Annotated in this window: 12 protein-coding genes; 2 read left to right on the top strand and 10 right to left on the bottom strand. The window is 70.3% G+C overall.

Going from position 1 to position 19,168, the window contains the following annotated elements:
• Positions 1-15: 15 nt before the first annotated feature.
• A complete protein-coding gene (locus ACU5E9_RS00880; protein ID WP_456811770.1) occupies positions 16-885 on the bottom strand; it encodes an alpha/beta fold hydrolase in 870 nt (289 codons plus the stop codon).
• Between the two features lie 169 nt (positions 886-1,054).
• Between ACU5E9_RS00880 and ACU5E9_RS00875 the strand changes: the two genes are divergently transcribed.
• Positions 1,055-2,740, top strand: a complete 1,686-nt coding sequence (locus tag ACU5E9_RS00875) for a DUF222 domain-containing protein (RefSeq protein ID WP_456811769.1) — start codon at positions 1,055-1,057, stop codon at positions 2,738-2,740.
• Between the two features lie 463 nt (positions 2,741-3,203).
• Here ACU5E9_RS00875 and ACU5E9_RS00870 read toward each other — a convergent pair whose 3' ends face one another.
• The 4 genes from ACU5E9_RS00870 to ACU5E9_RS00855 all read right to left on the bottom strand — a co-directional run bounded on the left by ACU5E9_RS00870 (position 3,204) and on the right by ACU5E9_RS00855 (position 9,759).
• Entirely contained in the window at positions 3,204-6,635 is a 3,432-nt protein-coding gene (locus ACU5E9_RS00870) for an ATP-binding protein (RefSeq protein ID WP_456811768.1), read from the bottom strand.
• Positions 6,632-7,528 carry a DUF4194 domain-containing protein gene (locus ACU5E9_RS00865; RefSeq protein ID WP_456811767.1) on the bottom strand — a complete coding sequence of 299 codons (897 nt, stop codon included), beginning with the start codon at positions 7,526-7,528 and terminating at the stop codon, positions 6,632-6,634. Before ACU5E9_RS00865 ends, ACU5E9_RS00870 begins: the two co-directional genes overlap by 4 nt.
• Positions 7,525-9,057, bottom strand: coding sequence for a DUF3375 domain-containing protein (locus ACU5E9_RS00860; protein WP_456811766.1), 1,533 nt, complete (start codon positions 9,055-9,057; stop codon positions 7,525-7,527). The genes ACU5E9_RS00865 and ACU5E9_RS00860 overlap by 4 nt, the downstream gene beginning before the upstream one ends.
• A gap of 120 nt (positions 9,058-9,177) precedes the next feature.
• Entirely contained in the window at positions 9,178-9,759 is a 582-nt protein-coding gene (locus tag ACU5E9_RS00855; RefSeq protein ID WP_456811765.1) for a hypothetical protein, read from the bottom strand.
• Positions 9,760-9,964: 205 nt separating this feature from the next.
• Here ACU5E9_RS00855 and ACU5E9_RS00850 point away from each other — a divergent pair, with 205 nt between their 5' ends.
• A complete protein-coding gene (locus tag ACU5E9_RS00850; RefSeq protein WP_456811764.1) occupies positions 9,965-13,975 on the top strand; it encodes an SCO7613 C-terminal domain-containing membrane protein in 4,011 nt (1,336 codons plus the stop codon).
• A gap of 239 nt (positions 13,976-14,214) precedes the next feature.
• Here ACU5E9_RS00850 and ACU5E9_RS00845 read toward each other — a convergent pair whose 3' ends face one another.
• From ACU5E9_RS00845 to ACU5E9_RS00825, 5 genes are all read right to left on the bottom strand, one after another.
• A complete protein-coding gene (locus ACU5E9_RS00845; RefSeq protein WP_456811763.1) occupies positions 14,215-15,330 on the bottom strand; it encodes an adenosine deaminase family protein in 1,116 nt (371 codons plus the stop codon).
• A gap of 117 nt (positions 15,331-15,447) precedes the next feature.
• On the bottom strand, positions 15,448-16,545 hold the full coding sequence (locus ACU5E9_RS00840; protein ID WP_456811762.1) for an ABC transporter substrate-binding protein: 1,098 nt from the start codon (positions 16,543-16,545) through the stop codon (positions 15,448-15,450).
• A 51-nt stretch (positions 16,546-16,596) separates the two neighbouring features.
• Positions 16,597-17,619, bottom strand: a complete 1,023-nt coding sequence (locus ACU5E9_RS00835; protein WP_456811761.1) for an ABC transporter ATP-binding protein — start codon at positions 17,617-17,619, stop codon at positions 16,597-16,599.
• Positions 17,616-18,410, bottom strand: coding sequence for an ABC transporter permease (locus tag ACU5E9_RS00830; RefSeq protein WP_456811760.1), 795 nt, complete (start codon positions 18,408-18,410; stop codon positions 17,616-17,618). Before ACU5E9_RS00830 ends, ACU5E9_RS00835 begins: the two co-directional genes overlap by 4 nt.
• A complete protein-coding gene (locus tag ACU5E9_RS00825) occupies positions 18,407-19,150 on the bottom strand; it encodes an ABC transporter permease (RefSeq protein ID WP_456811759.1) in 744 nt (247 codons plus the stop codon). Before ACU5E9_RS00825 ends, ACU5E9_RS00830 begins: the two co-directional genes overlap by 4 nt.
• Positions 19,151-19,168 lie beyond the last annotated feature (18 nt).

Raw genomic sequence — 19,168 nt, 5'->3', positions numbered from 1 at the left:
GCTTGTGTTGAGCGGTCAGGAGTGGGCGAGCAGCCAGTCGAGCGCTGCCGGACTCTCCATGAGGATCGAGATGTGGCCGTCGTCCGGTCGTTCCCAGAGTTCGGCATTCGGGCAGGTGCGGGCCAGCCAGGCACCGTGCCCGGGCGGCACCACCCGGTCGCGGCCGCCCTGCACGATCAGGACCGGCACCGTGATGTCGGCCACGTCGAACCCCCACGGGGTGGCGAAGGCCATGTCGTCGTCGATGAGCCCGTCCGGGCCGAACGCCGACGCCTCCCCCACATCCGCCCCGAGCGCTGCCCAGTCATCCTCGAGAACGGCATAGTCGCGTTCCACGAAGCTCTCCGGGTCGAACTCCGAGGTCACCTCGTAGTGCGCGCGGGCTGGCCGGCCGGCGCGGGCGGCGCGAAGCGCACCATCGGAGGCCATCCCGGCGAAGAAGTCGAGGCCATCCGCATCGAATGGCGCGATCGACGCCAGGCACGCCACCGCGCTCACCCGATCGGGGAGCAGGGCGGCGCAGGCCAGCGCATGTGGTCCGCCTCCGGAGGCGCCCATCACCGCAAACCTGCCGATGCCGCGGGCATCGGTGATCGCTGCAACGTCCACGGCGGCCGAGGCTACGGAGCGGCCGGGCCGCGGGGTGGAGCCGCCGTAGCTGGGCCGTCCATACGACAGCAGGCGGATGCCGCGTTCGGCGGCGGCCGTGAGCAGGGGCTCGAGCAGGGCTCCGGTCTGCGGCGACCCGTGCTGCCACAGCACGGTCAGACGAGTGGCCGGGGCGGCGGCGCCCTCGGGCCGCCGGTCGTCGGGGTGGCCGTCCACGGTGTCGTGCACCCGCAGCAGGTGGCCGTCGGGCAGTCGCACATCGGAGACGTAGACCATCTGCACAGCGTAGGTCGGTTTCACCGGGCGGGCCACAGCGACAGGCCGGAGGCCGCGCAGATCCGCCGTCGGTGAATCACCCGAACCATCGCCGCTGACCGGCCGAAAAAAGTTCTCCACAGTTTCAGTTTGACCAGACAGATCTCCGATACTGAGCTATTCTCATAACATGTCCACCATCGCAGACACATTCACCCCCGGCACGGCGCTAGACGCCGTGTCGGGGGCGGTTGTGCCCGCTGATTCACTGGTCGCCGCGGTCGAAGCGGTCGAACATCTGGGGGCCTGCAGCACCGACTACGACGCCCTGACCGATGCCGAACTGCTCGCCGGCCAGAAGGACCTGGCACGGCTGCGGCAGCTGGTCGAAACCCGGCAGACCTGGATGGCGAAAACGCTCCAGCACCGGTCCCGGCCCGAGCTCGGCCAGCAGGGCCTGGCCCAGCAGCAAGGCTTCCTCCACCCGGCCGACCTGATCCAGGACTTGACCGGCTCCACCCGGCAAGACGCCCGCAAACTCGTCGACGTGGGCCGGATGCTCGCCGACACCGAAGCGGCCGACGCTCGGGCCGCAGAAGAAGCGGCCGACGCGGCGCGGCGGTTGCGTGACGAAGCCGATGGAAGCGACGGCGCGGACGGGCTGGACACGCCACCCGGCCTGTTCGACGACCTGGCATCACCGCCGGAGCCAGTCGCACCGCCCTGGTACGCGCCAATCTCGCGCGCCGTGGCCTCCGGCGAGCTCTCGGTCGCGGCCGCGCACGCGATCCGCCACGGCCTGGGCGATATGGACACCGTCGTGACCGCCGAGAAACTCGCCGACGCCGTGCACACGCTGCTGCTCGAGGCGACCCGGATGACCGTGGATGAGCTGCTCAAGCGCTCCCGCCGGATGCGCGACAGCCTCGACGAGGCCGGCATCGCCGTGCGGGAGAAGAAAGCCTGGGACGACCGCTACCTCAAGGTCTGGAAAATCGACACCGGCCAGGTCCACCTCCACGGCCTGTTCCCGCCGGAACAGGGCCAGTACATCCTGGACCTCTACGACAGCCTCACCGGCCCCCGCCGCGGCGGCGTCCGCTTCGTCGACCCGGACCGGGCCGCCTGGGCCAAAGCAGTGCAGGACGACCCGCGTAGCACCGACCAGCTCACCGCTGACGGGTTCCTCGACCTGCTCAAAGCCGGCAGCACCGTCAACCCCAACCGGATGCTCGGCGGCCGCACCCCCGCCGTCCGCATCCTGACCACCGCCACCCCGAAGGCTCCGACCGGAAAGCCCCACGGCTCCACCGGACAGCCGCACGGCTCGACCGGTCAGCCGCACGGCTCGACCGGTCAACCGGCCGGACCTGACCCGGCAGCCGACCCGACCCACGCCCTGGTCGCGATCCCGGACGGTACCGGCCACGGCTTCCTCGAAGGAAACCCCGCCCCGGTCTCCCAGGAGACCATCGACCGGATCATCTGCACCTCCGGCACCGTCGAGGTCACCTTCGACGCCGACGGGCAACCCCTCAACCTCGGGCGGGAAGAACGCATCTTCAGCCAGGCCCAACGCATCGCCCTGGCGGCCCGCGACGGCGGCTGCATGTGGGGCGACTGCGACAAACCCCCGTCCCGCACCGAAGCGCACCATCTGGAGCAGTGGCTACGCGATCACGGGGAGACGGACATCCGTCTCGGCATCCTGCTCTGCCCACCGCACCACCTGCTGTTACACAACCAGGGCTGGCAGATCTTCGAACACCACGGCACCTACTGGCTCCGGCCTCCAGCCGCAGTCGATCCCGGCCAGACACTCATCCTTCTGCACAGCAAGAGCCCCGCCGCACACGAACAGCACGACCGGAACTGAGCCCACTCCATGACCGCCCGAAGCGGGCGCGGCACGCAACCATTTCGTTGGTCGAGCTTGTCGAGACCTGGTGAGGTGGTCCTCGGAGGCCGCGGCAGCGACACCTACGCACGTCGCGGGGTCTCGACAAGCTCGACCAGCGAACGGGGCACGACACACAGGCACGTCGCGGGGTCTCGACAAGCTCGACCAGCGAGTGCGCACGACACACACGCACGTTACGGGGTCTCGACAAGCTCGACCAGCGAGTGCGCACGACACACACGCACGTTACGGGGTCTCGACGAGCTCGACCGGCGAGTGCGCGCGACCCGCACGCACGTCGCGGGGTCTCGACAAGCTCGACCAGCGAACGGGGCACGACACACACGCACGTCACCGTCGTGACCGGGCCTCGACAACGTCACCATCCCGTTGGTCGAGCTTGTCGAGACCCCGCCAGACGATCTACAGCCGCGGACCGTCAGGCGGCGGCGTCGGGTTCGGCGTCCGGCTCGGCCTCAGGCGTCGACAGCGGGGTGACGTAGGAATATCCGGTGCCGGTGTTCTTGGTGATCGACAGGACCAGGTCCATGTGCGGCTCGAGGGCCGTGACCTTGTCGAGGGGCGAGCCCACGATGAGCTGGAAACCCAGACCCTTCCAGGCCGCGACGGCCCGGCCGGCGAACTCGCTGTCCGACTTCACGAAGCCCTCGTCGAGGAACACCGGGGCGAACCGCGGCCGGGTGCGGCTCTCGTCGCCGAGCTGGAAGCGCAGAGCGGCACCGACCACGAACGCCACGAGCTCCTGCGACTCGCCACCACTCTTCCCGCCGAGGGAGGAGTAGGTGCTCACCTCCACGCCATCCGGCGTCGTGCGCACCGCGGTGATCTCCACGTGCCGGCGCACGTCCAGCAGCAGGTCGCGATCGGAGTCGCCCCTGGCCGCTCCGGCCCGTCCGGCCTCGCTGACACCCTGGTCGTCCGGCCGGCGGATCAGGTTCATGAACGCCTGCAGCCGGGTGAACCGGTCCTCGGTCTGTTCGTCGGTGAATTCCTCGGTCGAGCCGGAGGACAGCAGTTTCAGTTCCTTGCGGAACGCCGTGGCGTCGTCGCGGTGCAGGCGGCGCAGCGAGATCTGCAACCGGTCCCGGCCCGCGCCGAACGGCAGGGTGCGCAGGATGTCGTTGATCGGCCGCAACCGGTCCTCGATCTCCTCGATCGACGTGGTGAACGCGCCGACGAGCGGAACGAGGTCCTGCCCGCTCCACGCCGACAGCCGGCGCTTCCATTCCTGCCGGCGCTCGAACAGGCCGAGCGTGTACACCGCGTCGAGGATGTCGTTGTAGCTGGAGTAGGACTCCATCCCGACGCCGATGTTGGGGTCGGGCCACCGGCTCTGGAAGGTCTCGAAGATGCCGAGCAGGGTGTCCCTGGCGCTCCGGGCGGTCTCCCGGTCCTGCGCCGACTGCTCGGTGAGCCGCTCACGAAGGCGTTTCACACCGTTCGCGAAGGTGGCCAGGTCGGCGCTGTCGCCGACGGCGGCGAACTGAGCGGCAAGGTGCGCGGAGTGCTCCTCGGTCAGCGTGACGGTGTCGTCGGCCTGGATCCGCTCCAGGGCGTCGTTCACGACATCCTGCCGGTCCACGATCGCGGCATGCTCGTCACCGAGCACCGCGCCGTCCCGCTCGGTGTCATGCTTGCGCTTCAAGGCGGCTTCCAGCTCGCCGGTCAGGCGCGCCTCTTCATCCTGGAGCCCGCGGAGCACGTCGCTACCCGCGAGCAGGCGTTCCCGTTCGGCTTCCTTGGCACCGATCTTCGCCTGGGCACCCGCCACGTCGATGGCCGTCCAGGCCGTGTCGATCACGTGCTGGTGCGCATCCTTCAACCGGCGCAGGGCGATGATCTGCTGGGCCTTGGCGGATGCCTGCTGGGCGAGCGAGTCGGCGGAGGCCTTCAGTGCGACCAGCTCCTCCTCGATCTCGGCCAGGCGCACGGTGCTGGAGAACCCGATGATGGCGCGCTGTTCCTTGTTCCAGCCGTGTGCGCCGCGCTTGCCCTGGCGGATCTGGCCGCTCTGGGTGACCCGGGAGCCGTCGCCGGCGAGTTCGGCCGGACCGTTGACGCAGAGCGCGTCGATGGCGGGAGCCTGTACGCGGTCCTGCACCCAGCGGCTGAACGGGGAGTCCTTGAAGGTCAGCTTGCCGGAGACATACCGCGGGTCGTGCCGCACCTGCTGGTGCGGATGCAAGGCGACGCCTTCGAAGTGGATGCGCACAGGGATGTGCAACGGGTCGATGGCACGGCCGAGCGCGGCCAGCCGGTTCTCGTCGACCAGGAGCACCCGCACGACCGAGCCGAGGGTGACCTCGGCGGCCTGGCGCCAGTCGTCTTCACCGGGGGCGATGTCGATGAGCTCGGCCACGAAGGGCAGTTCCTCGGCGGGGATGCCCGCGGCCTCGGCGATCATCAGGCGGGCGTTGTGCAGGTGCTGCGGAACGAGGCTGGCGCGCCCCTTGAGGAAGCCGTGCTCCTGCTTGAGGGTGCGGATCTTCTCCTCGACCGGGTACGCGGTGCGCTGCGTCGACACCCGCTCGAGGTCGAGCTCCTGCTCGGCGGCGGCGAACCCGGCAATGAACTGCTCGGCGGCGAGCTGCGCGGCGGCGAAGTCGTCGGACGAATCGATGGCGACGTCGCCCACCAGGGAAATGCGGTCGGAGAACCTCGCCCGCTCAGCGGCAACGTCGTCACGTTTGGCACTGAGCACGTCGAGGTCGTTCTGCAGACCGGCGAGCACGTCGCCGCCGTTGTCGCGCTGCTGGTGCTGCAGGTCGGCGACCCGGCCCTTCAGCTCGGTCTCGGCATCCCTGGCGGCGGTGAACGCGGCCTGGTTCTCCCGCCGGCTGGCGCGGTTGGTGTCGGCGGCCGCGTCGAGCAGGCCGTGCTCGGTGAGCAGCTGCCAGAGCACGAACGGGGTGTCACCGTCGCGGTGCACGCCGAAGCGGTCGATCAGGTCGGCCTTCTCGGTGGCGGTCTCGTAGTCGCGGTGCAGCTCGGGCAGCCGTTCGAGCACCTTGGCCTTCTGCGCCTCGGTGACCATGGCGCCGTAGGAGCGTTCGAGGTCTTCGAAGTGGTCGACGGCTTTGTCGGCCGCGGCGTAGGTTGCGGGTTCCTCGAGCACCATCGACTTGTAGAGGCCGTCGACGGTCTTCACCTGCTGGCCGGCCTGGATGCGGGCGAGCAGGCGCAACGCCTTGCCGCCCTCGCCGTTGGCGCCGATGCCGAGCCGGGTGTACAGGGTCTGCGAGAACGCGGCGTAGGTGTCGAAGACGTCCAGGTCGCTGAACCGGTTCTTGAGGGCGCGCTTGTCGAAGCGGGCCTCGGTGACGTCAGCCAGTTCGCGGAGGTCGAGCCGGCCGTCGCGGGTGGCCATCTTCATGGTCACGTCGGCGAACTTGGTGGCGCCGCGCGGCACGAAGTAGGCCCGCAGCACGGTGAAGCGGCGCTGGTTGTCGTCGATGAAGGTCATCGCCACGGCACCCCAGGTGGCCGCGTCGGCGCCGCGGAGCACCTGGTCGTGCATCGCTCCGGTGTCGGCCTCGCGGGTGGAGTCGGTCTTGCCGCGCAGGTAGGTCATCAGGTTGCGCTGGTCGACGCTGCGGGCCCGGCCGGAACCGGCGTCGTTGGAGGCGCCGTTGAACGGGGTGTCCGAGGGCATCATGAGCGCCAGGTAGGCGTCAAGGAGACTCGACTTGCCGGTGCCGGACGCGCCGGAGACGAGCGTGGCCGTGGTGGCGAAGTCGACCTCGTGGTGGCCCTGGAAGCCACCCCAGTTGACCATCTGGAAGGATTCGGCGCGCCACTGGGTGGTGCCCTCGGTGGCGCCGTCCATATGGAAGAGCGGGGAGTCGGTCATGAGGCTGCCTCCAGGGCGGGGTCGGCCGGTTCGGATGCGTCGGCATCGACCTCGGTGGCGTCGAGCGCGGTGGCGTCGAGCGCGGTGGCGTCGAGCGCGGTGGCGTCAAGTTCGGTCGCGTCAAGTTCGGTCGCGTCGAGTGCGGTCGCATCAATCTGGGTGGCGTCGAGTTCGGTCGCGGGGGCCGGCAGGTCGGTGCCGTTCTGCTCCACCAGCCACTCCCACAGCTCGCCGAGCCGTTCGATGGGAAGCAGCACCTCGATCACGGCCGAGATCCGGAACCGGTCGGGGTCGCTGGTCTTCAGCAGCACCCTGGCCTTGGCGAGGCTGTCCACGGCCGCGGTGGCGCGGCGGGCGTCGCCGAACCGGTCGGTGGCGTGCTCCGGACGGAAGTGCGCGACGTTGTCGACCAGGTTGTCCCGGTCGACGATGACGATGTCCACACCGTTGGCACGTTCGCTGCGGAAGCGCTGCCGCAGCAGCACCAGCAGGATGGTCTCCTCGCGGGTGTAGGCCACGTCGTGCAGCAGGGTGGGGAACCGTTCGCCGCCTTCGCCGACGGCCTGGCGTTTGAACGCCACCTCGTAGTGCAGGTCGACGTGCAGGTCGAGGAACAGGTCGTTCAGGCGGGAGGTGAGCAGCCGCTGCGAGGAGAGCAGGGTGCGCCACTCGGCCGGCTGCAGCGCGGCGGAGATGTACCGGTGCTTGAGCAGCAGCACCAGGGTGCGGCGCTGCTCCACGGTCAGGCCGCCCTCGTCGCCCTCGAAGAGCGAGAAGCTCTGCGCGGCATCCGCGTCGGGCAGGCCGGCCTCACCGGAAACGGAGTGGTCGGTTCCCTCGGGCAGGTCGGCGGGCGTCTCGTCGGGCACGGTGTCGGTCACGTCGTCAGTCATTCCGGTCCATAGTTCAGGGCGGCCAGGGCCGCGGTGTCATCGTCGGTCAAAGTGATCCGCGGCACCGAGAAGGTGCGGCGCGAACCATCCGGTCGAACGGTCTTGAAGCTTTCCGTGACGCCCGGTTCTCGGCCGTCGGCGCTGGGCGCGGGCTCCGTGCCGGTGACGGCGTCGACCTGGGTGGCCAGTTGCAGCAGGCCGAGGATCTCGACCGGCCGGCGCATGCCCGGCTCCAGCCTGTTGAAGGCATCACCGATGGATGCGGCCCCGTCGACGGTGAAGGCCGTCACGATCGCGTCCCGCAGCTCCTCGAGCAGCGGGCCGCCCTGGGTACGCATTTCGTCGAGGGTCTGCGGCTCCGGCGCGAACGCCGAGACGTCCTCGAGGGGCGGCGGCGCCTTGTGCGCCACCGGGTCGTAGAAGCGTTCCCGCAGGTGCTCGAGCTCCAGGGTGCCCGGCATCAGTTCGGCGGTCACGGTGGAGCGCGGGCCCGCGGTCTGCATCCAGACGGCGAGTTCCTTGTTGATCTCCCGCAGCATCCGCTCGAGCTCACGATCCTTCACCACGTCGTGGTTCACGATGTGCTCGCGCAGGGTGGTGGTGAGGCCGTTGCGCTGGGTGAGCACGTCGTCCACGCCCTTGCGGATCAGGGCGACGGTGCCCATGAAGCTGCGGCGCTCTTCGGCGCTGAGCTCGAGCGCGAACGGGTGCAACAGGATCGACTCGAGATCGTTCTTGAGCGTGGCGAGCAGCCCCTCGTCGCGCAACAGCACGATGGCGCCCTCGAACGCGCGGCCCTCGGCCGTCGACGACATCAGCGCATCCGTCTTGGAGAGGTATTCGTCCAGCACCTCGCTGATCGGTCGTTCCTCGCCGCGGAAGTCGTTCACGATCTGCCGGTGCATGCCGGCGACGGATTCCTCGACGCGCTTGAAGTCACTGGGCAGCTGGGTGATGAGGTCGATGAGGTTGTCGTAGCCCTCGTGCATCTGGTGGTTGGAGGCCGCCTCGATGTCGCCGCCGCCGGCGAGGCGGTCGCGCTCGGCGGCCAGGGCGTCGATCTCCAGGTCGAGCCGGCGGATGCGTTCGTCGCGATCCGGGTTCGCCTGGGTGGCGCGGTGGCGCACGGTGTCCACGATCGTAGTGAGGCGGGATTCGCTGATCAGGGCGCGGTCGCGGGAGAGGCCGTCCACGAGCAGCAGCGCTTCGAGGGCGTGCGAGGTGAGCGAGTACTGTTCCTCGTCGTCCTCCCCCGTCTCGCGGTAGAGCCACTGGTCGTTCATCCACTGCACGCAGAGCGCCCGGCCGTTCCGCCCGGGCACGTCGACGCCGGTGGAGCGCAGGTCGGCGAGGTAGGCATCCACCTGGGCGTGCAGCCGGTCGGCCTGCACACTGCGGCGGTCGCGGCTGAACGAGGACTTGAACACCGCGAGTACGAACGGCGCCCATTTGCGGTCGAGCAGCCTCAGGGTGGGTCGGTCGAAGGCGTCGCGCACCCGCGCCAATTCACCCGCAATGTCACTCACCACGCACGTTCCCTTCACGCCTCGACCGGGTCGGCACCACTCGCGCCTGGCCCCGATCGGACCTCCTCAACCGTAGTCGCACGAACGGGCCGCCACGGGCACCGTCCGCCTCGGCGGGCGCCGCTAGTACTCGCCGGGACCGAACCCCGCGGCCTCGTCGGCCTTCAGCTTAAGCAGGGCCAGGTCGACCATGAGGAACATCTCCGTGCGTTCGGCCCGGTGAAGCTGGTAATCGGGATCGAGCGGGTCGATCGACAGGCGCATCAGCCGCGCCTGCATGGCGGCCTGGATCTCCTCGCTGGCCGCACTCTGGGAGTCGAGCACGAGGCGGGCAACGTGTTCCTCGTCCTCCGCCACAGCGACCAGGGCGGCGGCGAGGCGCTTGTGCACGCGCTTCCGCAGCTTGAGCTGGCGGATGTCCATCAGCTGGTCCTGGGAGAGGTCCAGCCGCCAGGTCGACGAGGTGAGCTCCTTGCGCTGGTGGCCCACCCGGATCGCCGACTCCAGGTTCTCGGACGCGAGCGCGAGCAGCTCCCGGCGGGTGGTGTCGGCGAAGCGCGCCAGGTCATAGTCGGCGTGCTCGGCCAGGCCCGCGACAATAATGTCGTTCTTGACGGCCATCCGCACCGACGACAGGGCTATCAGGAGCCCCTCGTCGACGATGCGCGAGATCGGCGCACGGCCGTGCTTCGTCGCATCAGTCACAGAACCATTTTACGGGTTCGCGCGGCGTGCCTGTGGCGCGCGGGATCCACCGATTCTGGGGGTCCCGCGCACCGGTGGTCACCCAACAGCGGCCACCTAGACTGCGGCCATGGGGAAAATCTGGAGCGACGCTGCCGTTCGGTATCTGGAAGACCGGCGCGTGTGCCCCCGATGTGATGCCCGGCTGGCCGGGGAATGGTGCCCGGTGTGCGGGGCCGATCTGAGCGGCCCGATCGGCGGCGAGCTGGTGTCGGCGGCCGCACGGGTGGCGAAGGCGTTGCGGGCGCGCGAGCGTCTGCTCGACCGGGTGCCCACGGTGTGGCCGGCCGGCACGAGCGCCCCGGCGGCGCCGCCGTCCGCCCCCGGTATGCCGTCCACACTTGGTGCGTCCGTGGCGCCGGCTGCAACAGGGGCCGCCCGCACGGCCGCCCCGGTGCCCGCGGCCGCTTCGGCGCCGACCGGCCCGACCCGCAGCGCCCAGGTGAGCGTGCAGTCCGTGCTCGCGTTCGCCGGTGCCGCGCTGCTCGCCGTCGCCGCGCTGGTGTTCACCTTTTTCAACCCCGACCTCACCAGCTTCGCCGTGCGCACGGCCATCACCGGGACGATGACGCTCGCCTTCCTCGGCGGTGCCTGGCTCTTCGCCCGGCGCCGGCTCCGGTTCTCGGCCGAGTCTGTCGGGTCCCTCGGTGTGGTGTTCGCCGCGTTGGATGTGTGGGCGTTCGTGCAACTGGCGCCGTCCGGCAGCGCCTGGACCTTCGCCGCGCTCGGCACCCTGGCCGGGTCCGCGGTGCTGTTCGCGCTGGGCGCGGGCAGCGGCGTGCGGGTCTGGCTGTGGACGGCCGTCGTGGGGCTGGCCCTCTTCCCGGGCCTGTTGGGCAGCGGCGGCTCGCAATGGAACGCGGTTCTCGGCAGCCTGGGCGTTGCCGTCGTGGCGCTCGCGCTGCATCCGCTGCTCGCCCACCTCTCCCCCCGGCTCGGCTCTGCGCTCGGCGCCGAGCGCGCCACGGCGACAACGCTCCAGGTACTGGCGGTGGGCATCACCCTGGTGCAGGCGACGCTGACGCTGATCGTGCCGGGGTCGGCCGACCTGCTCCGGCACAGTGCCCTCCTACTCGGGCTCGCGGTGATTGCTGCGCTGGGCAGCCGCAACGGCCTGCCGAGCTTCTGGAGCTTCGCCGCGGGTGCGTTCGCCGTCGCTGCGGTGGCGATGCTGCCGATTTCCGTGCCGGTCGGTGACACCGCCTGGTACCTGGCGCTGATTCCGGCGGCGGGCGGCGTGGCCATGGTGGGGCTCGCCGCCCTGCGCTCCAGCCCGGCCGCTCGCCCGGGCCCCCTGTTCGCCGGCGGGGTCACGGTGCTGGTCCTCGGCGCGGTACCCGCGCTCGTGAACGCGGGCGTGCAACTGGTCGGGGCGTACTTCGCTCCGCTCCGCTGGGCTGGTGGCATCACCCCGGGCGAGTCGTCGAGTCGGGGGTACTGGAACAGCGCCGACGTCTCCCTGCTGGCCGGTTCGAACGATCCCTACAGCTACGGTGCCGGACTGGTCGCCCAGAACCTCGGCCTGGCCACGATCGCCGCGCTGGTCGCCCTCGCGGCCACGGCCTGGGCGGTCGCCCGGGTTAGCCGCGGGAACGCCATTGCTCCAGTTCCGGCCGAAGCGGTCGACCAGGACGGCCGCGGCGATGCCATGGCTTCGATTCCGGCCGAGGCGACCACCCCGGAATCGGCACCGGCTCCGGCTGCCCCGCCAGCCACGTCGCTCCGGCTCGCCGTGTGGCTGGGTGTTCTCACCCTGCTCACGGTTGCCGGCTGGGCCGGATTCTCCCTGACCGGTCAGGCCGTGGTCGGCCTGGTCCTGGCCGCGATGCTTACCGTGGGCCTGCTCCTCCTTCCGGCCCTCGCTGCCGCATCCGCGCCGATCAGCACCGCCGTGCGGACCGGCGCACATCTGGTGCTGCTGCTGGCGGCGATCACGGGATGGATGCAGCACTCGACCACGGTGTGGGTGGGCACCGCTGCGGTGGTGCTGCTGGCCGCCCTGGCCCGCACGGTCACCGCCCGCCAGCGCCCGCTCTACCTCGGCATCGGCTACGGCTATGCGCTGGTCCTCGTGGCCACGGCGCTCACCTTCGCCGGCGTCGACGGCATCGCCGTGCTCTGCCTCACCACCACCGTCGGCCTGCTCTGCGCCCTCGCCGCCACCCTCACCACGTGGCTGTCCCCGCGCGGCTGGTACGCCGTCCTCAGCGTCAGCGCGGTGCCGTTCGTCGCCGGGGTGGTGGCCGTGCTGCTCGTGCGGAGCGGCTGGACCGCGCTCTCCACCGGCCTGGCCTTCGCCCTCGCGTTCACGCTGATGACCACCCGGCGGTCGGGCCTCACGCGCCAGCTGCGTTCGGCCGCGGCCGCCCTGCTGGTGCCGTCGCTGGCGGTGGTCGTGGTGTGCCTCGGTGCCCAACTGTTGGCCATGAGCGGGTCCCCGGTGGTCCTGCCGATCATCGCCGCGATCGTGGCCGCAACCTTCGCGGCATCCGTCGTCATCGAGCGGTCCCTGCTGCGTCAGGGCCTGTCGGCCGTGGAGGCGCAGGCCTGCCGCCTGTGGATCGAGCTCTCCGCGGCGGTGACCGGTGTGCTGGCCGTGGTGCTGGCGCTGGTGCGCACGGCCGCCGGCCTGCCGACGACGATTCTCGTTCTGGTCATCCTCGGAGCGGGCGCCGCCGTGACCGCGTTCACCACCCGGCGCAGCCAGGCCTGGTGGGCCGCGGGCGCGAGCTGGACCGGCGCGCTCTGGTGCGTGTGGGCGCTGCTCGGCGTCACGGTGCCCGAACCGTACCTGCTGCCGCCGGCACTGGCGATGCTCGCTGTCGGCACCATCCTGCTGGTCAGGGGGCGTGCCGGCCGACAGCTGGCCGCCGCCGGCCTCGCCCTCGCCGTGGTGCCGAGCCTGCTGGTGCTGGTCGGGTACGGGTCGGCCGGTGTGGCGGCCGCCGACCCCGCACCGGTCGTGCCATGGCGCACCCTGGGGCTTCTGGCTGCCGCGCTGGCTCTCGGCCTGGTCGGGCACACGATCGCGCGCACCGCCGCGGGTGCCGCAGCGACAGCCAGCGCCACCGCGACCCCGACCCCGACCGCAACCGCAACCGCAACCGCAACCGCAACCGCAACCGCAACCGATACTGCCGCCACCTGGCCGCGGGCGCTCCACGGCCTCCTCGACCCCATCATCGTGGTCGCCACACTGGCCGCGGCGGCGGGTGCCGTGCAGGGCGTGCGCTGGGGCCTCGAACAGGACGACCTCGCCGCGAACCCGCAGACCGGCGTCATGCTGCCCGTCCTGGCCGTCAGCATCGCAGCCGCCGGGCTCGCGGTCGTCGCCGGCGCGCTGGGCCGGTTCAACCCGCCAACCCGGCCAACTGCCCCGCTCGCGACGGCCCCGCTCGCGTCGAAGCTGCACGAGGCCGACCCGCTCGCGGAGACTCTGTTCAAGAAGGACTCAACCGAGACCGCCCCGGCCCGCTGGCGCTACGCCGCCGCCACCGCGTTCCTGGTCGCCGGGCCGATCACCGCCATCCGGCCGGATGCCTTCTCCATCGGCAGCCTGGTGCTGCTGATGGTGGCGATGCTGGGCTTCATGCTCGTCGTGGCCGCGCGGGCCCGCACCGGGCCGGGGGCGCTGCCGCCGGCCTGGTTCCTCTTCGTGCTGGCCTGGTGCACGGCCGTGGCGGGCTGGAGCGAGCGGGAGTTGCGGGTCGAGGCCTTCTCGCTGCCGCTGGGCCTTGCCCTGCTCGGCGCCGGCATCATCGCGATGCGACCGGGCGCGCGCACGGTCGCACCGACCCTCGGCTCCTGGCCGGCCGGATTCGCCGGTTCCTGGCGGTTGTTGGCTCCGGGAATCGTCATCACGTTCCTGCCGTCGGTCCTCGCGACCGGCACCGACCCGCAGACCTGGCGCGCGATCCTGGTGATGACCCTGGCGCTGGTCGCGATTCTCATCGGCTCGACCCGACGCCTGGCCGCACCGTTCCTGATCAGCCTGGCGGTCCTGCCCATCGAGGTTGCGACGGTGTTCACGGTGCAGATCGGCCAGACCATCAACCCGCTGCTGTGGTGGATCACCCTGGCCACCATCGGTGCGGTCATGCTCGTGATTGCGATCACGTCCGAGCGCAAGGGCGCCGCCGCCGGCGGGCTCTCCGCCCGGCTCCGCGACCTCACCTGACCCCGGGGCGCCAGGCCGCACGAGAAGCCAGTTGCGGCCCCGTCAACCGCCCGCAATAGGCGTCAACTGGCAACTCAACATCCGCTGGGGCACGACTTGCCAGTTGGCGCCCCTTCGGCTGCCCGCTAGCGGCCTCAAGTGGCCAGTCGCGAAAACGCCGGAGACGTGAGCCCGCGAACCGTGAGGAGGGCACCCAAACCTGGAGGTTTTCGGGGCCCTCCTCGCGGGTCGCGGGGGGTCTAGTGGGTCAGCTCCTGGTCGAGGACGTCGAATTCGCGGATGAAGCGCTCGCGGAGGAGCATCTTCTCCGGTTCGGCGAGCCAGGAGGCCTCGACGCCGGCCAGGGACATGGCGCGCAGCTTCGAGGTGTCCAGCCCGAGTGACGTCGAGGCGATCCGGTACTCCTGGGCGATGGTGGTGGGGAACATGCCAGGATCGTCCGAGGCCAGGATCACATTGAGGCCGGCATCCACCATCGCCTTGATCGACGCCTGGCGCCACGGCCGCCAGGATCGGCGCGAGGTCGTGAATGCCACGATGAACGGCGTCTGGTCGGCGCGGACCCGCTCCACCACGGCGTCGTCCTCGAGCACGAAGTAGCCGTGGTCGATGCGGTCGCAGCCGAGCTGGTCGAGGCAGGTGATGGTGTTCACGGCGACAGGCGCGTGCTCAGACGAGTGCGCGGTGCGCTTGAGGCCGGCCGCGCCCGCGAGGGTGTACGCGTCGACGAACCGCTCCGGCGGACCGGCGGTTTCGAGGTTGTCCAGGCCGATGCCCACGACGTAGTCGTGCGGGTTGTCCACGATCTGTTGCACCAGCTGCAGGGCGTGCTCGCCGCTCTTGCTGCGGTCGATGCCGGCGATCATCCGGCCGGTCATGCCGAAGTCGCGCTCGGCCATCCGGATGCCGTCGGCGTACGCCTCGACGGCGCCGCGGTAGCCCAGCTTCGCGAGGTGTGGCGGCAGGTGGTCGAAGAACAGCTCGAGGTGCCGGGTGCCGCTGGCGTGCGCGCTCTCGAAGGCCTCGTAGGTGATGCGGGTGAGGTCCTCGGCGCTGCGCAGCACCTCGACGACCCACTCTGATGCCTTGAACAGGGAGTAGGAGGTGACGGGTTCGTCGGCGCTTCGCCCCATCGGCACGGGGATGCGGGTGTTGGCGTAGAGCGCCGGGTCCGGCGGCAGCGAGTTGATGTCCCGGAAGATCGCTTCGGCGCTGTCGGGCAACTGGAGCTTCTCGCGGCGGGCCAGCTCGCCGAAGGTCGACGCCCGCACGGTGCCGATCAGGTGGCAGTGCAGGTCGGTCTTCGGAATCCGGTCGAGGTAGCTGGCGGTGGTGGGCGTTTCGATGAGCGTCATGGCTTTCACGGTGATAACTGGAACGGTGGCCTGCGGGCGGTGGAGCTGGGGTGGTGAAGGCGGCGACCGCCCGAGGGGGGAATCGGGCGGCCGCCGCTGCTGGTGGGCTCGCGTCGGTTAGAGCGAGGAGACCTCGCGGGCGAACCGGTCTACCCAGTCCGTGCGGTTCTCCACGATCGTGTCGATGTCGAGGGTGCTGTACCCGTCGCCGATCGGGTCGGTCGCGGCCAGGCCGGCGATCTCGGTGAGGTCCGCCGGCACGGTGGCGCCCGGGTTCACGGGCAGGTCGCCGACGATCGCGGCGGACGAGGACTGCGCCTCGGCCGAGAGCAGGTAGTCGATGAACGCGTTCGCCGCGGGGGTGTTCGGGGCGCCGACGGGGATCATGGCCCGGTTGGTGGCCATGAACTTGCCCTCGTCGGGAGCGGTCCAGGCGATCGGCGCGCCGGAGGCGACGAGGCTGGTGGCGAAGCCGCTGAGCGCGGGTGCGGCCGCGATTTCGCCCTGGCTGAGCAGGCTGGAGACCTCGGTGGAGGACGTGTAGTACTGCAGCACGTTGTCGTTCCAGGAGGCCAAGGTGCTGAACGCCTCGTCGACGTCGTACGGGTCGGAACCGAAGACATCCGCGATGCCGGACACCGTGAGCTGGCCGGCGGTGACGGAGATGTCGGGCATGGCGATCTTGCCGGCGTACTCGGGGTCGCCGAAGGTCTCCCAGTCCGCGGCCTGCGCTGCGGTCATCTGGTCGGTGCGGTACAGGGTGCCGTTGAGCTGGTAGCTGTAGGCGGGGCCGTCGTACTGCTCTTCCTTGGCGAAGTCGCTGATCTCGGCGAGGTTGGGCACCTCGTCGGCGGCGACCTCGGCGAAGAGGTCCTTGGACTGGCCGAGTGCGGCGTAGTAGTCGGAGATGAGCATCACGTCGATGCCGGAGCTGTCACCGTTGAGTTCGAGCTTGGAGAGCCGGTCGGCGTTGCTGCCGGTGTCGAGTTCGACGGTGATGCCGGTGGCCTCCTCGAACGGGTCGACGATGGCCTGCTGGAACTCTTCCACGCCGAACGGGAAGGTGCTCACGACAATGGTGCCGCTGGCTTCCTCACCCGGTTCGAGGGTGGCGGTGGGGGCCGGGGTGGCGGAGCACCCGGCGAGCAGGGCGGCGGTGGCGACGAAGGCGAGACCGAGCACCGCGGTGCGCCGGCGAGGAACTGCGTGGGACATGGGGTTTCCTTTTGGTGAGGGCAGAACGGGGTGCGGTGGGGGGAAGGGTTGCTATTTTTCGGGGGTCAGGTGCACGATTTCGTGGTCGCGCGCCTGGGCCACGACGAGGTCGCCCGGGTGCAGGACGAGGTCGTCGGAGGTGAGGGTGTCCCTGCGGCTGGTCGAGACGAGGGTGACGGCGCTGCCGCCGGCATCCGTGGCGGTCATGGTGACGATGTGGTCGACGCCGCGGTAGACGGAGTCCGTGACCACGGCCGACACGGAGAGTCCGGTCGGCGCCGGCGCGCGGCCGGCCAGGCCCACCCGCAGGTGCTCGGGGCGCACGGTGAGGACGCTGCCGTCCCCCTGCTCGAGGAAGTTCTCGTAGCCGAGGAAGTCGGCCACGAACCGGTTGGCCGGCGCGGTGAAGACCGCGGAGGGGGCGCCGGTCTGCATGACCTTGCCCGCGCGCATCACCACCATGGTGTCGCTCATCTCCAGCGCTTCCTCCTGGTCGTGCGTGACGAGCACGACGGTGAGGCCGGTTTCGCCCTGGATGCGGCGGATCTCGCTGCGCATCTGCACCCGCAGCCGTGCGTCGAGGTTCGACAACGGCTCGTCGAGCAACAGCAGCGACGGGCTGATGGCGATGGCCCGTGCCAGCGCCACGCGCTGCTGCTGGCCGCCGGAGAGCGCCTTGGGCTTGCGGTCGGCCAGGTGGGCGAGACCGACCAGGTCGAGGTTGTGCATCACGACCTCCCGGCGCTTGGCCGGCGGGACCTTTCGCAGCTTGAGGCCGAAGCCCACGTTCTCGGCCACGGTGAGGTGCGGGAACAGCGCGTAGGACTGGAACACCATGCCGAGGTTGCGCTTCTCCGGCGGCAGCCGGGTGGCGTCGGCGCCGTTGATGGTGATGGTGCCGGCGCTCGGGGTGATGTAGCCGGCCAGCATCCGCAGTGTCGTGGTCTTGCCGCAGCCGCTGGGGCCGAGCAGGGTGGTGAGCTTGCCCTCTTCGATCTGGAGGTTGAGGTTGTCCACCGCGACGGTGTCGCCGTACGACTGGGTGACCCCGGTGAATTCGGCCGCACTGGTCATTTGTTGATACCTCCGAAGATCTTGGCAAAACCGAGGGTTTTCTCGGCGACGATCGCGATGACGACAGTGCCCGCGAGGATGAGCGTGGACATGGCCGCGATCATCGGGTCGTAGGACTGCTGTACGTAATCGAGCATCGTGACGGGCAGGGTGCGGAACTGGCGGCTCTGCAGCAGCAGCGACAGCGGCACGTTGTTGAACGAGGTGACGAAGCTGAGCAGGCCGGCCGAGAAGATGCCCGGCCGCAGCAGCGGCAGCGTCACGGAGAAGAAGGTGCGCAACGGCGAGGCGCCCAGGCCGCGGGCGGCCTCCTCGATCGCCGGGTCGGCGAGGGCGAGCGACGCCCCGGTGACCCGCACCGCGTACGGCAGCAGCAGCACGGTGTGGCCCACCAGGAGGGCCACGAACGAGGTCTGGTGCAGCCCGATCATGATCTGTTGGTAGAGCGCGAGTCCCACCACGAGTTCCGGCACCACGAGCGGGGAGAGGAACAGGCCCTCCACCAGCGACTTGCCGGGGATCCGGCCGCGCTGGATGGCGAGGGTGACGGGAACGCCGAGCAGCAGCGCGAGCGCGGTGGACACGATCGCCAGCTGCAGGCTGGAGAGCAGGGCGCCGACGAACGGCTGGTAGGCCAGCGCCTCGCCGAACCAGCGCAGCGACAGACCCTGCGGCGGGAACGTGAGGGCGTCGCCGGCGGTGAAGGCCGTGGAGACGACGAACAGGATCGGCACGATCATGATGATGTAGCCGAGCACCGCCAGGGTGCCGAGGATCGGACGGCCCTTCACGAGGTCACCCCCGCCTTGCGGGAGATCAGCGAGGAGAGCCCGGAGACCATGAACACCAGCAGCGTCATCATCAGCGCCGTGGCGGATGCCGCGGCCCAGTCGACGCTGACACTGGCGTAGGAGAACAGCTGGGTGGAGAGCATCCGCTGGCTGGATCCGCCGAGCAGGTACGGCGTGGTGTACGCGGTCGTCGCCCCGGCGAAGACCAGGGTGCCGGCAATGAGGATGCCGGGCCGGGACAGCGGGATCACGATCTGCCAGAGCGTCTGCGACTTGGTGGCGCCGAGGCCGCGGGCGGCGTGGTCCAGGCCCGCGTCGACCTGCGCCACCGCGGAGTAGCAGGAGATGACGGCGAGCGGCAGGAACAGCTGGATGAGGCCGAGCACGATGGCCAGCTCGGTGTAAAGCAGCTGCGGCGGCTGGTCGGTGATGCCGAGCACCACGAGCAACTGGCCGAAGGCGCCCTGGCTGCCGAGGATCACGAGCCAGCCGAAGGTGCGCACCACGTTGCTCAGCAGCAGCGGGAAGATCGCCAGCGCCAGCCACATTCCGGCGAAGCGCGACGTGGACCGGGCCAGCAGGTAGGCGATCGGGAAGCCGAGCACGACGCAGGCGACGGTGACGATGAGTCCGATCCGCACCGTGCGCCAGATGATCGCGAGGTCGTACGGGTCGGTGAGCATTGCACCGAACCGGGCGAAGACGTCAGCGGTGTCGGTCGACGGCGGTGCCAACAGCATGATTGCCGATGGGATGGC

The organism is Cryobacterium sp. AP23 (assembly GCF_054075385.1).
The sequence above is the reverse complement of the archived record's forward strand: the minus strand, read 5'-3'. Positions and strand labels throughout refer to the sequence as shown.